The sequence below is a fragment of the Aquimarina sp. AU474 genome (genome assembly GCF_900312815.1).
Taxonomy (GTDB): domain Bacteria; phylum Bacteroidota; class Bacteroidia; order Flavobacteriales; family Flavobacteriaceae; genus Aquimarina.
In genome coordinates, this window is the sequence record NZ_OMPE01000003.1 from 61,400 (window position 1) to 74,937 (window position 13,538).

The 13,538-nt window shown below is 33.2% G+C and carries 15 protein-coding genes; 7 read left to right on the forward strand and 8 right to left on the reverse strand.

The features are described 5' to 3' along the window. Nucleotides 1-277: 277 nt before the first annotated feature. Genes DK508_RS00585 through DK508_RS00595 form a run of 3 tightly spaced genes read left to right on the forward strand, consistent with a single transcriptional unit; the run spans nucleotide 278 to nucleotide 3,102 of the window. A complete protein-coding gene (locus DK508_RS00585; RefSeq protein ID WP_160114504.1) occupies nucleotides 278-1,294 on the forward strand; it encodes a sensor histidine kinase in 1,017 nt (338 codons plus the stop codon). Between the two features lie 3 nt (nucleotides 1,295-1,297). Beyond that, on the forward strand, nucleotides 1,298-2,056 hold the full coding sequence (locus DK508_RS00590; RefSeq protein ID WP_109298794.1) for a LytTR family DNA-binding domain-containing protein: 759 nt from the start codon (nucleotides 1,298-1,300) through the stop codon (nucleotides 2,054-2,056). A 20-nt stretch (nucleotides 2,057-2,076) separates the two neighbouring features. Further along, entirely contained in the window at nucleotides 2,077-3,102 is a 1,026-nt protein-coding gene (locus DK508_RS00595; protein ID WP_109298929.1) for an aldehyde reductase, read from the forward strand. Between the two features lie 92 nt (nucleotides 3,103-3,194). On the opposite strand, the gene DK508_RS00600 is transcribed toward DK508_RS00595, so the two are convergent. After that, on the reverse strand, nucleotides 3,195-3,626 hold the full coding sequence (locus tag DK508_RS00600; RefSeq protein WP_109298795.1) for an Hsp20/alpha crystallin family protein: 432 nt from the start codon (nucleotides 3,624-3,626) through the stop codon (nucleotides 3,195-3,197). Nucleotides 3,627-3,847: 221 nt separating this feature from the next. Further along, the gene (locus DK508_RS00605) at nucleotides 3,848-4,249 is read right to left on the reverse strand and encodes a hypothetical protein (RefSeq protein WP_109298796.1); all 402 of its coding nucleotides are present in this window, start codon (nucleotides 4,247-4,249) and stop codon (nucleotides 3,848-3,850) included. An 84-nt stretch (nucleotides 4,250-4,333) separates the two neighbouring features. Between DK508_RS00605 and DK508_RS00610 the strand changes: the two genes are divergently transcribed. Together DK508_RS00610 and DK508_RS00615 are read left to right on the forward strand one after the other, a co-directional pair. After that, on the forward strand, nucleotides 4,334-4,597 hold the full coding sequence (locus tag DK508_RS00610) for a DUF1456 family protein (RefSeq protein ID WP_109298797.1): 264 nt from the start codon (nucleotides 4,334-4,336) through the stop codon (nucleotides 4,595-4,597). A 68-nt stretch (nucleotides 4,598-4,665) separates the two neighbouring features. Then, nucleotides 4,666-6,270, forward strand: coding sequence for a class I SAM-dependent methyltransferase (locus DK508_RS00615; RefSeq protein ID WP_109298798.1), 1,605 nt, complete (start codon nucleotides 4,666-4,668; stop codon nucleotides 6,268-6,270). A 22-nt stretch (nucleotides 6,271-6,292) separates the two neighbouring features. Here DK508_RS00615 and DK508_RS00620 read toward each other — a convergent pair whose 3' ends face one another. The 3 genes from DK508_RS00620 to DK508_RS00630 all read right to left on the reverse strand — a co-directional run bounded on the left by DK508_RS00620 (nucleotide 6,293) and on the right by DK508_RS00630 (nucleotide 8,841). Continuing rightward, complete coding sequence (locus tag DK508_RS00620) at nucleotides 6,293-6,799, reverse strand: cupin domain-containing protein (RefSeq protein WP_109298799.1); 507 nt, start codon at nucleotides 6,797-6,799, stop codon at nucleotides 6,293-6,295. 69 nt (nucleotides 6,800-6,868) lie between these two features. After that, on the reverse strand, nucleotides 6,869-8,062 hold the full coding sequence (sucC, locus tag DK508_RS00625) for an ADP-forming succinate--CoA ligase subunit beta (protein ID WP_109298800.1): 1,194 nt from the start codon (nucleotides 8,060-8,062) through the stop codon (nucleotides 6,869-6,871). 143 nt (nucleotides 8,063-8,205) lie between these two features. Further along, complete coding sequence (locus DK508_RS00630; protein WP_109298801.1) at nucleotides 8,206-8,841, reverse strand: LON peptidase substrate-binding domain-containing protein; 636 nt, start codon at nucleotides 8,839-8,841, stop codon at nucleotides 8,206-8,208. A gap of 153 nt (nucleotides 8,842-8,994) precedes the next feature. Here DK508_RS00630 and lysA point away from each other — a divergent pair, with 153 nt between their 5' ends. Then, nucleotides 8,995-10,224, forward strand: coding sequence for a diaminopimelate decarboxylase (gene lysA / locus DK508_RS00635; protein WP_109298802.1), 1,230 nt, complete (start codon nucleotides 8,995-8,997; stop codon nucleotides 10,222-10,224). Between the two features lie 44 nt (nucleotides 10,225-10,268). On the opposite strand, the gene DK508_RS00640 is transcribed toward lysA, so the two are convergent. After that, nucleotides 10,269-11,786, reverse strand: coding sequence for an amidohydrolase family protein (locus DK508_RS00640; protein ID WP_109298930.1), 1,518 nt, complete (start codon nucleotides 11,784-11,786; stop codon nucleotides 10,269-10,271). 260 nt (nucleotides 11,787-12,046) lie between these two features. Here DK508_RS00640 and DK508_RS00645 point away from each other — a divergent pair, with 260 nt between their 5' ends. Next, entirely contained in the window at nucleotides 12,047-12,556 is a 510-nt protein-coding gene (locus DK508_RS00645) for an SRPBCC domain-containing protein (protein ID WP_109298803.1), read from the forward strand. Here the strand turns inward: DK508_RS00645 and DK508_RS00650 are convergent, their stop codons facing one another. Together DK508_RS00650 and DK508_RS00655 are read right to left on the reverse strand one after the other, a co-directional pair. After that, a complete protein-coding gene (locus tag DK508_RS00650; protein ID WP_370443799.1) occupies nucleotides 12,557-12,787 on the reverse strand; it encodes a DUF3820 family protein in 231 nt (76 codons plus the stop codon). 12 nt (nucleotides 12,788-12,799) lie between these two features. After that, nucleotides 12,800-13,336, reverse strand: a complete 537-nt coding sequence (locus DK508_RS00655) for a DUF922 domain-containing protein (RefSeq protein ID WP_109298805.1) — start codon at nucleotides 13,334-13,336, stop codon at nucleotides 12,800-12,802. Nucleotides 13,337-13,538 lie beyond the last annotated feature (202 nt).

Below are 13,538 nucleotides of genomic sequence, written 5' to 3' on the forward strand. Positions count from 1 at the left end.
TCGAACAAAATCCAAATTAATTGAATTGAAGATTTTAATCCTGAAGTGTCAAAAATTAATTTAAACTCGGTAAAACCGCGTTTATTATCATATTTTTCAAATCAAATTAGATTTCATACAGTTCAACCTATAATTTAACAATTGAAGGTTTTACGAGATAATTAATGAGTACCAGTTATGTATCTTTATGCATATTAATAGTTACCAATAAATGACGTCTAAGGCATACATAAAAAAATTCGCGTTTCGCTTCTTAATCATAAACTTGGTGTATTTTATGGTAAAGCTTACTATAGATCACGGTGACCAAGAAGAGCTTTTCTTTGACCGTACAGGTATTTTTTATTATTTCAGCGCATTCTTTCTTTTTATGTTAACATGGGAAACTAATGATTGGTTAATACGTCGTGAAGTAAAATCCAACGCTAATGATAGTTTAGATTTATCAAATGGTTTAAAGGTTTTAGGAATTAATATGCTCATTATTTTACCTGTGACTGCATTGTTGTACTATGTTGCAATTTTCAAATTAAATCATATCTGTCAAATAGATGCTGATGATCCTTGGTTACGATTTAGAATAGATTTTTTTAGAGCAGGGTTACTTGGGTTTGGAGTCATCTTATTTAATCTTTTTTATCACTCATTAAAACAGAAAAAAGAATTAGAAAACAAGATGAATCAGTTAAAGAAAGAAGTGATGACTTCTAAATACAAATCTTTAAAAAACCAGATTAGCCCCCACTTCTTATTTAACAGCTTAAACACATTAACTTCATTAATGTACGAAGATCGGGACTTAGCTTCAGATTTTGTTACTCGATTGGCGTCATGCTATCGATATATCTTGGATAACCGAGAAGAAGATTTAGTTAGTTTAGAGAAAGAATTAAATTTTCTGGATTCTTTCATATTTATGATGAATGTACGACATGAAGGAGCTCTCAGCATCACTACTCATATTACTATTGATCCAAAAGAACATTTAATCCCTACATTATCTCTACAAATGCTAGTCGAAAATGCATTAAAACACAACTATTTTTCTAAAGAGAAACCCCTTGAGATTAGTATTATCTCAGTACAAAACGACAGTGTATTGATACAAAACAATCTGCATATAAGAGAACAAAAAGAAGAATCCACCAAACTCGGTCTCAAAAACATCAAAAAACGATATTCCTTTTATACCAATCAAGCCATAAAAATAGAAACTGAAAATAAATATTTTAAAGTTACCCTCCCTCTATTACCTAAAAACATAAAAGAAGTAACTATTATAAAAGTTTCGTAAAAGATGACAGCAGTAATAATTGAAGATGAAAATATTGCCTCTAGGCGTTTAGCCAATTTGATAGGAGAACTTGCTCCGCAAATAGAAATTGCTGGTCAAATTACTTCTGTAGAAAGTGGGCGTCTTTGGTTTAACAGTAACCCGCTCCCAGATTTGATATTTTTAGACATCCAACTTAATGACGGTTATGGGTTTGATATTCTCGATTTTTTGAAGGATCACCCTCCAGTTATATTCACTACCGCATATAATGAATATGCTATTCGAGGTTTTAAATACAATGGATTGGACTATCTGTTAAAACCCATTGACAAAAAAGATCTAAAAAATGCTTTAGACAAGTATCAAAGAAATCATACCGACACGAATCCACCAATAGATCAAGATCAATTAGAACGCATACAAAGTTTATTTAATAAAGAATACAAAAAACGTTTTATGATAAAAGTAGGTAATCATTTTAACACGTTTAGTGTTGAGGATATTGCCTATTTCAAATCTCACGAAGGAATCATATTCTTATATTCTCATAGCGGTCAACAATACCCTATTGAATACTCTATCGATCAATTAGAAAACATATTAGACCCTGTACATTTTTTTAGAATCAACAGAAAATTTATGATTTCGGTAAAAGCAGTGGTCGAAATTCATAGCTATTTTAATAGTAGACTACTCTTAAAATTAAAACCTAGTAACGAAGAGCAAATTATTGTTTCCAGAGAACGAACTTCAAATTTTAAAAAGTGGTTAGATCTCTAAAAAAACTAAAAACTCATTTTATGAAAAAAGAAAAAGTTTTGTTAACAGGAGTAACTGGGTTTTTAGGGTCTCATACGACTATACAGTTACTTAATAAAGGGTATGAAGTGATTGGCACACTAAGAAATATGAATCGCTCAGATGCCATAAAACAAATTATAGCTAAGAACACTCCCAATATTAATTCTTTAAGTTTTGCTGAAGCCGATTTAATGGATCAAGAAATCTGGAATGATTTAACCAAAGAAGTAGATTATGTAATGCACATTGCTTCACCGTTCCCAAGGGAACTACCTAAACATGAAGATGATTTAATTATCCCTGCAAAAGAGGGAACTCTAAATATTTTAAAAGCCTCTGCAAAAAATAATATCAAAAGAGTAATACTTACCTCCTCTACTGGATCCATAGTCTACGGAAAGGAAAAATCAAATAGATCTGGTGTTTATACAGAAAATGACTGGACAGATGTGACGAACAAAAAAGATACTACACCATACTTTAGAAGCAAAACTATTGCAGAGCAAGCAGCATGGGACTTTATTAAGACTAATAATACGAAATTAGAATTAACTACGATCTGCCCTGGTGCCATCTTAGGCCCGGTACTTGAAAAGGATTTTGGGACTTCAGCTAATATTGTTATCAAAATGATAGACGGAAAATCGCCTGCACTCCCTAAACTTGGATTTGAAATTGTTGATGTTCGCTCGGCTGCAGATTTACACATCAAAGCAATGGAATCTCCAAAAGCCTCTGGAGAACGATTTGCGGCAGTCGCTGGGTTTTTATCCTTCAAAGAATTAGCTGCCATTTTACGTGAAAAATTTCCTAATAAGAAAATACCCAAAACTATTTTACCAAATTTTGCTGTTCGCTTATTTTCTAATATTGACAAAACTCTAAAACCAATTTTGATAGATCTGGGAATGGAAAGAAAAATCGACAACTCTAAGGCTAAACAATTACTTAACTGGCAGCCCATTTCTAATAACGAAGCTATTGTTGCCTGTGCTCAAAGTATCGTTAATCTGGATATCCTATAAAAAACTAAAATATCGCTTAATAAAAAAACGCCTTGTATTACACAAGGCGTTTTCTCATCACATCAATTAACTAATTAAAATCCCAAATCAAATTATGAAATCTCTATCAACCTCTTAGGCTGTACTTTTGCCTCTTCCCTTTTAGGTAATGCAACGATTAAAATTCCATTCTCATAAGAAGCTTCAATTTTTACTGCATTTACCGTATCGGGTAAATTAAAAGATCGTTTAAACGTACTATAACCAAATTCTTCTCTTGTATACTTACCCTCATTATTAGTCTCTTTTTCTGATTTTGTTTCAGAAGAAATATGAAGTATTTCATTATCCAGCTCTATATTAAAACTGTCTTTGGTAAGGCCTGGGGCCGCTAATTCTATTGTGTAATCATTATCCGTTTCTTTTACATTAACAGCTGGAGTGTTAAACCCTATTTTACTCACATTTGTTCCCCCTAACCAATCTGTATTAAAAAAATCATCTAAAAGGAATGGTAATCTGTCTGTTCTTTTTATTAAACTCATTGTATTATTTTTTAAGGTTAATTTTAATTTCAAATTCCCTTTGTATATAACAAATTGAGTTCCAATTCAAAAAACATGTCTTTTTGTCTTGTTTTACATATATAATAGTGACATAATGTCGTTTTCACTGAAGTATTGGCAGAAAAAAACACCTTTTAAAAAATCAAAAGGTGTTGTACTTCTTATGTAAAAAGAATTAAACTGTTATCTATTGCTCTATTCTAATTATAAAACCTTGTAAAAATTGCAATTAATTCTTTTGGCGGGATTACTTTATTCGGGTAATCATTCATTTTTTCTAAGACCGTATCGATAGCTTCTGATCGTAATCCCATCTTTAACCCAATGTCCTTGATACCATGAACCTCTGCAGGGGAGGCTTCTTGATCAATATTCATCAATAATACTAATCTATGAAACTGAAGTATTCGTTGCGACTCTGGCTGAAGATTTACTTTTTCTGCTCCGTTTTCTATCAGCGTATCTATCTCGTCTTTGGGAACTCCCAATTGAGATCCGATCGCCAGAATAAAATTATACTCTTGTTCTTTAAATTGTTTATCGGTTTTTGCAAACTGAATCATTTCAGAAAGCAAACTTAATTTCTCCTCTTTATTATACATTACAACAAATTACTTTTACGCCGAAAATAGTAAATTTCGATATATATATGACCACATTCTCTGTACAAAACATACCTTTGCATTATGGGATTAACAAACAATGATATTTTTAAAAAGCTTCGTGTCGCACACAAGCTTCGAGATGACGATATCGTAAAGATATGTGCATTAGTAGATTTTAAGGTCACTAAGAGTGAATTAGGAGCCTTTTTTAGAAATGAAAACCATCCAAAATACATGGAATGTGGTGATCAGATTCTTCGTAATTTCTTGAATGGTCTTATTATTCATCTAAGAGGGCCAATGCCAGAAAAAAAAGATAATTCAAAAGAAAAGAAGAACTTATAACATCGTATTATACTTCAAAATAAATGCTTAATTTGGCAAAAGAAAATCAACCACACACTTAGACACCCATGCTTACAACAATTGAAAAACAACAATTTCGAGAAGAATTATTTCGTCATCTTGATGGTATTGCTGTCGCACCTATAGCATATTCATTGTTTAATAATGGGATTACTGATTACCTCCTAGAAAATCAGAGAGTTTCCATCTCGAAAATTGCTTCTTCGAACAAAGCCAACGAAGGGTATTTAAATGTTGCTTTGCGGATAATAAGTGCGCAAGGCTGGTTAGACTATAAAGTAGCCGAGAATGATGTTATTGTAAGTATTAATTCACTATCAGAAATTGCCTTTAAACATTTTGTTATTTATAAGGATACAGTAGATTTATTAAAATATTCTGGACAGTTTCACCCGCGTAAGTTTGAATTAGAGCCTTTTCACAAATTAGAAAAATTATTCGAAAACTATAAAAATAACTTTGGGTTACAAAAAGACACAGACCAAGTCGTTAATACGATTCAAAATCAAATTCTTAAGCATATAGAAGGAATTCTTGTAGGCCCTACAACTGTTCACCTTGGTATGGGTGGGATGTTTCATAAATATTTTATGGAAGCCTCATTTAGCGCCGAAGAATACCATCATTTTCCAGAAAGTTTTGATACTATTCTTACTTTTTTATCTCATCTAGGCTGGTTTAGCAAATCAAATAACAATTATACATTTACCAAGAAAGGGTTATTTTTTGCAAAAAGAGCATCTGCCTACGGTGTCACAGTTTCTTATATCCCAATGTTTAGGCAAATAGATAATTTACTTTTTGGAGCTCCAGATGTTTTATGGAACACCAAAAATGAAAATGAAATTCACGTAGATAGAGAAATGAATGTTTGGGGAAGTGGCGGCGCTCATTCTACATATTTCAAAAAAATTGACGAGATTATTATTAGTCTATTTAATAAACCTCTAGAAGATCAACCCAAAGGGATTTTGGATATGGGGTGTGGTAATGGTGCATTTTTAATTCACCTGTTCGAAGTTATCGAATCCAAAACACTTCGAGGAAAACATCTAGATGACTATCCATTATTTTTGGTAGGAGCAGATTATAATAAAGCTGCTTTACAAGTTACTCGAGCAAACCTAATTCAGTCAGATATCTGGGCAAAAGTTATATGGGGAGATATTAGTGATCCTAATTTATTACAAAAAGATCTAAAAGAAAATTATAATATCGAATTAAAAGATCTATTATCTGTAAGAACTTTTTTAGATCATAATCGTATTTGGGCCGAACCTACATCTCAATTAAACACCCCAAGTCAATCTACAGGTGCGTTTGCTTATCGAGGAAAACGACTTTACAACAATGATGTAGAACGAAACTTAAAAGATCATTTTAAAAAATGGGGGCCACATATAGAAAAGTTCGGGTTAATTGTCATCGAACTTCATACCATTTCGCCTACTTTAACCGCAAACAACTTAGGTAAAACGGCAGCTACAGCATATGATGCTACTCATGGATTTTCTGATCAATACATCCTCGAAATCGAGTGTTTTTTAAAGATCATTGAAGAAGTAGAACTTAAAAGTGATGAACGATATTTCTCTAAGTTTCCGAACTCCGATCTCGCCACTGTGAGTATTAACTATATCATTGGGAAATAAACTTCCTGTTATCAAAAATTAGTCAAACTCGAGTATAACGTTCTATAACGTCTCCATGATCGGGAAACTGACTCGTTAGATCCTGTTTATTTGCCAATTCAAAATCGTCAAAATCAAAACCTGGAGCAACCGTGCACCCTACCAAGGAGTAATTTGATTCACCTTTCACACTAGAAGCAAACCAAGAACCCGCAGGGACCACTAATTGAGGTGATTCCCCCTTATCAAAATGCTTACCTACGGTATATTTTTGATACCCCCCTTCTACATCAATAACATGCACATATAATGACGCACCATCATAATGATGCCAGATTTCATCTTGTTTGATTCTATGAAAAGCAGAGAAATTATCAGAAGTTAACAAGAAATAAATACTTGTACAATAATTACGGTCCCCAGAAAAATCAGCTCCTAACGATTCTTTAGACACCAATCCTTTACTACGATACACTTCTTTATAAAAACCTCCTTCTGGATGTGGCTCCAGTTTAAGATCATTTACAATACTGATTATCTGCTCTGACATAATTAATAAATTTTTACAAAAAAAAGCGACCTAAAAGGCCGCTTTATATATTTTGGATATTTAAAATTCTTATCCTAAAACTGCCTGTACTTTATCTGCAGCTTCCTGGAATTGAACTGCACTTTGCACATCCAACCCACTGTTATCTATAAGCTCCTTAGCAATATCTGCATTTGTACCTTGCAAACGTACAATAATAGGAACATTAATAGCATCTCCCATATTCTTATACGCATCTACAACTCCTTGAGCCACTCGGTCACATCGTACAATACCTCCAAAAATATTAATCAAAATTGCTTTAACATTAGTGTCTTTAAGAATAATTCTAAAAGCAGTTTCTACACGCTTTGCATCTGCTGTACCACCAACATCAAGGAAGTTAGCCGGTTCTCCTCCTGCTTGTTTAATTAAATCCATCGTAGCCATTGCTAGACCTGCTCCATTAACCATACAACCAACATTCCCATCAAGATCAACATAATTAAGACCTACTTCTTTTGCTTCAACTTCGATTGGATTTTCCTCACGAATATCCCTCATATCCACATAATTTTTATGTCGATATAATGCATTATCATCTAAAGTAACCTTTGCATCTACCGCCATGATTTTATCATCACTAGTTTTTAATACAGGATTAATCTCAAACAAAGAAGCATCAGATTTAACATAAGCCGTATATAATGCCATTACAAACTTGGTCATCTCTTTAAAAGCACCACCACTTAATCCTAAGTTAAATGCTACACGTCTTGCTTGAAAAGGTAATAATCCAACAGAAGGATCTACTTCTTCAGCAAAAATTAAATGAGGAGTTTCTTCAGCTACAGTTTCAATATCCATACCTCCTTCGGTAGAATACATAATCATATTACGTCCTGAAGTACGATTTAATAAAACGGACATATAAAACTCATCTGGCTCATTATCACCTGGGTAATACACATCTTCAGCAACTAGTACCTGGTGTACTTTTTTACCTTCGGCAGAAGTTTGCGGAGTAATTAAATTCATCCCAATGATTTGTTCAGCTATCTCTTCTACTTCTTTTAGGTTTTTGGCAAGTTTAACTCCACCACCTTTTCCACGTCCTCCAGCATGAACTTGTGCTTTAATCACATGCCATCCTGTTCCGGTTTCAGCAGTTAATTGTTTTGCTGCAGCAACTGCTTCATTTGCATTTTGAGCAACAATACCACGTTGAATACGCACGCCAAAGCTGCTTAATATTTCTTTACCCTGATACTCGTGTAAATTCATTTGTTCTTTTTTATTACATTTTATTAGCAGACCAAATCTAGTAACTAAAGGTCTGTAAAATTTGCCTTTTTTAAGGAGTTTCAAAAATAGGAAAAGTGAAGTTACTGTGCCAATCTTTTGTGGTAAAAAAAACCATCCTACTTTTAGAGTTTAAAATCATCAAAATCTAAAGGATCAAAATTCTTAAAATGCCCATTCATTTTAATCACTTCTTTAGCTCTATTCATCTCTCGTACTACGGGAATTGTAATTTTTAAATGCCCAATAAGATAGTTAAGTCTTTCTAGTTCACTGCGCAATGTAAGCAAATGATATTCTTGATGTAAAGCCAAACCTACTTTATGAGCAACTTGATAACTTACAAAGGGAAGATCAAATACTGGCGGATTATCTATAGTGAGTTCTACATAGAGTATGGCTATATTTTTAAGCAGTTCTTCCTGAAGGTCTTCAGCACTACTTTCATTATCTACCAAAAACTCAACATCACCACCTGCATAAAGTTTTTCTGGAAGTTGTTTATAAAAATTCGTTATCTTAAAAATACGTTTACCAACACAAACAACATCGCTCTCACCATCTGGATAGCGTTTAGCTATTTTTTTTAGCATTACCTCTGTTCCGTATTCAAGTTTCTTATCGATATACGTCGGCACCCCAAAAGATATACTGTCTTTTTCGCAATCCGCAATGAGTTGTTGATATCTTTTTTCAAAGATATGCAAAGGCAGTTGTTCTCCGGGATATACCACCAATTGTAAAGGGAAAAGAGGCAACATAATTTTTTATTAAAAATACTAATTACCATTCTTTATCTACCTTAAACAGACGTTAAAAATCTTAAATTCTACTAGACTGGTAGATTTTTTCTGTGTAAGCCATCGATATCTCTAATTTTATTGATAATTTCGTAGGCTTAAATTTGTGACACGATGGAAAATGAAAATTTATTAGCAGTAGCAAGAGAGTTTGAGAGTCCTATTTATGTATATGACTCTTCAAAAATTATTTCACAATATAATCGCCTTTCTGGTGCTTTTAAAAAAGTCAAACAGGTAAAGCTAAATTATGCTGTTAAAGCACTTTCTAATATTGCTATTTTAAAACTAATAAATTCATTAGGTGCTGGATTAGATACTGTATCTATTCAAGAAGTACAATTAGGATTATTAGCAGGTGTTAAACCAGAAGACATTATTTTCACACCTAATGGTGTTTCTCTTGAAGAAATTGAAGAGGTATCTAAATTAGGAGTGCAAATCAACATTGATAACCTTTCTATCCTAGAACAGTTTGGAGCAAAACATCCTAATACACCGGTATGTATTAGAATTAATCCTCATGTTTTGGCTGGTGGAAACAGCAAGATATCCGTTGGTCATATCGATAGTAAATTTGGTATATCTATTCATCAAATCCCGCATATTCTTAGAATTGTAGAAAACACAGGGATGACTATTAATGGAATACATATGCATACAGGAAGTGATATTCTTGATGTAGAAGTATTTCTATATGCAAGTGAAATTTTATTCGAAACAGCCAAGAACTTTAAAAATCTTGACTTTATTGATTTTGGGAGCGGTTTTAAAGTCCCTTATAAACCAGGCGATATCGAAACGGATATTGAAGAGTTTGGCGAAAAATTAACCAAACGTTTTAACTCTTTCTGCAAAGAATACGGTAAAGAGCTTACACTTGGTTTTGAACCTGGTAAATTCTTGGTCAGCGAATCTGGTTATTTTTTGGCAAAAGTTAATGTTGTAAAACAAACTACATCAACAGTTTTTGCAGGAATTGATAGTGGGTTTAATCACTTGATACGACCTATGTTTTATAACTCTCATCATGAGATCATTAATATTTCTAACCCTAAAGGAAAAGAACGTTTCTATTCTATAGTAGGTTATATTTGCGAAACAGATACTTTTGCTACTAATAGAAGAATATCAGAAATTAATGAGGGGGATATCATTGCATTTAAAAATGCAGGAGCATATTGTTTTTCTATGGCAAGCAATTACAACTCTAGATTTCGTCCTGCAGAAGTATTATGGCACAACGGTGAAGCACACCTGATTCGTAAAAGAGAAACCTTTGAAGACCTCACAAAAAACCAAGTGGATATAGACATATTTGCCAAAACCACTGAAACAGTATAAAATAATTTCTATTTATTAAAAAAACACCCATCTTGGGTGTTTTTTTATTCTTTTATTCCTGGTTGTTTAATAGAAAAGCCTTCTTTCTCTTTAGCTTCCTCTACTATACGTTTAACATCTGCCAGAAGCTTTTTAGCATCATATATGATTCCATCTTTGATTGTATACTTTACCCCTCCCGCTCGCACTACTTCATTATCTTCAGTCAACCTTACCGCACCCGTACCGTATAACACTTTTAAGTTCTGTAATGGGTTTTCATCAACAATCACAAAATCAGCTAACTTCCCAACTTCAACAGATCCGATTTTATCAGCGTACCCTAGGGCTTCAGCTCCATTTAAAGTCGCTGATCTAATCACCTCCAAAGGATGAAATCCAGCCTCTCTTAACAACTCTAATTCTCGGATATAAGCAAAACCATATAGTTGAAAAATAAATCCTGAATCCGAACCTACAGTCACTCTACCTCTTCTATTTTTATATTCATTTATAAAAATCATCCATAATCTATAGTTTTCTTTCCAAGCTACTTCTTGTTCAGTTCCCCAGTTATGCCAATACGAACCATGAGAAATCTTACTTGGTTGATAAAACCGCCATAAAGAAGGTAAAGTATAGGTTTCATGCCACTCTGCTCTTCTAGCCCGATGTAAATCTCTACTAGCCTCATAAATATTAAATGTTGGATCTAAAGTGAAATCAAGTTCTAACAATTCATTCATCACATTATTCCAATGATCAGAATAAGGTTTTGCCGCTTGTTTCCATAATCTCCCTGCCTCTTCAAATCTATGTTGTTCATTTTGATAATTATAATCTAGAGGATAATCCTGCACTGTTTTATTATCAAACAAAGCTTCAGGCAAACCGTACCAATGCTCCATCGAAGTAAGCCCTGCCCTGGCAGAATGCAAAACATTCCAACGAGCCACATCAGTTTGGGCATGATGACAGGCAGAACGTAAACCTAATTTTTTGTTTTCATCCAAAGCAGCAGTCATAATTTCAGGTGTGGCTCCAAAGAATTTCACTCCATCTGCTCCTTTCTTCGCATTTTCTCTTACCCAATTTCGAGCCATTTCTGGAGTACTTATTGGTGTATTACTTCCCTGCCCGAAACCAGTATAAACAAAAATACGAGGCGCAATAATCTCATTTTTTTCACTAGATCGTTTCAATTTCATAGCCCAATCAACACCTCGCCCACTAGGTTCTCTAACGGTTGTAACTCCATGTGCCATCCATAACTTAAATACATAATCCGAATCTGCCCCTTGCGCAACTCCTCCAATATGCCCATGCATATCCACAAACCCCGGAAGCACATACATCCCACCGGCATGCAATTCCTTACCACCTGGTTTTAATCTCGGGCGTTTGGACTCATCTATTAGAACACCTGGATACCCAACAACTACAACATCCTTGATTATATTTTTTTCTACAACTATATCTACAGGACCTCTTGGGGGAGCTCCATTACCATTAATTAACATTGCTCCTCTAATAATAAGTTGGGAGAAAGGTCCTTCACTAAAATCTTGAGCAAATAGTGACATATTTATAAAAAATACAATACACCACAAAAGGCATTTTTTTTCTTTCATAATAAAGAATTAACGATTTATTAGGTAATACAAAGACTAAACTTACAGAAATCCTTATAAAACTGACCATGTACTATGAATTATTTAACGAAATCCTGCTGCAACCAAATCTCGACAACATTTATTTAACACTCTGACTTAATGATATTTAATTAATTTTGAAATACATTTTTTGTATTTTTATTCATCATCAAACAAAATCATTTTTTATCATGGAAAAATTACAATGGAATTCGTTTACTAAGAAAATATATATCCTTGAATCTACAGAAAAACTATATGATTTATGGGCCACAACAGAAGGAATAACATCATGGTTTTTAAAACATGCTTCATATAAAAATAATGGAAACATTCGTAAACCCTCAGAACGTATTCAAAAAGGCGATACTTATACATGGCAATGGCATAACTGGGACGGAAAAGAAGAAGGTATTGTGCTTGAAGCTAATGGTAAAGATTATATAGAAATATCATTTGAGTCTTCTAAAGTCTCGATACTACTCGAAAAAAAGAACAATGTTACAATTGTAATTTTAACTCAATTTGATATACCCACTGATGAAGAAAGTAAACTTAAAGTTCATTTTGGCTGTAGTAATGGATGGACATTTTGGTTAGCTAATCTAAAAGCTTTTGTAGAGCATGGCATATTACTAAATGAAACTGAAATTGATTTACGTGATAACGAACTTTCCGGATATCAGTTTGTAAACATGTGATTAAAATTTTCTGATGTTTCTTATCAAATGCTCTAGACCATTGACTTTGAGTTCGTATACTGTTTGCATTTGTTGACCTAGAGTTCCTTTAGGAAAACCTTTATTATGATACCAAACGATATAATACTCGGGAAGATCTATAAGGTATCTATCCTTATATTTTCCATATGGCATTTTGGTATGCGCTAATTTTACTAAGAAATCTTTTTGAACTTGGGTATCCATGGTCATTAAAAAAAGAGATTATTCATTATAATCTCTGTAATACCACATTAAGGTTTGTATTTTTTTCTCCCACTTTTTTTGATTGACATCATTTCTAGAGTGATCTGTTTCTTCATCGTATCGTTCTTGCATATTCACCCTCATTCTCTCTACCAGCTTATACATTTTATTAAGGTCTCTTCTTATATTATTTCCTGCCTTATATTCTTTCAACCTTTTGCGCATTATCCTTGCGTGAAGTTCTGAAATATCAAAATGTAATTGTTCGTGAGAAAGTAATGCGGCAGACATTTGGCCACGTTTTACCCATGAAAGAGAAGGGTAGCAAAAACTATCTACCTGGTAATTTAATTCAATATCACCTTTATCTTTACCATAGGACCACTGATAGGTTATCCCTGTATTAACACTTGCATCAAAACTACTTCTCATTTCTGGTCTTCCTCTAAAATCTGACCATTCCAATTCACTTCTTTCAGTATATGAGAACTTTCCGACATAACCATTATTATTGGCAAAAAATAAAAATAAAATAATAGTAAAGTACTTACCCATAATTGCAACAATTATGCCCAACCAAAAGTTATATTTTTCCCTATTTTAAAATGCTTAGCGTACAATATGGGGCAATATATTGTTAGCGAAATTTAAAATAGCTTTATTTTTTGATTCTAAATATACACGTATTTTTAAAAAATACATAATTTCCAGAATCTTATCTGGATTATTTTTCCAATGTTTTCCTTACAATTCTATA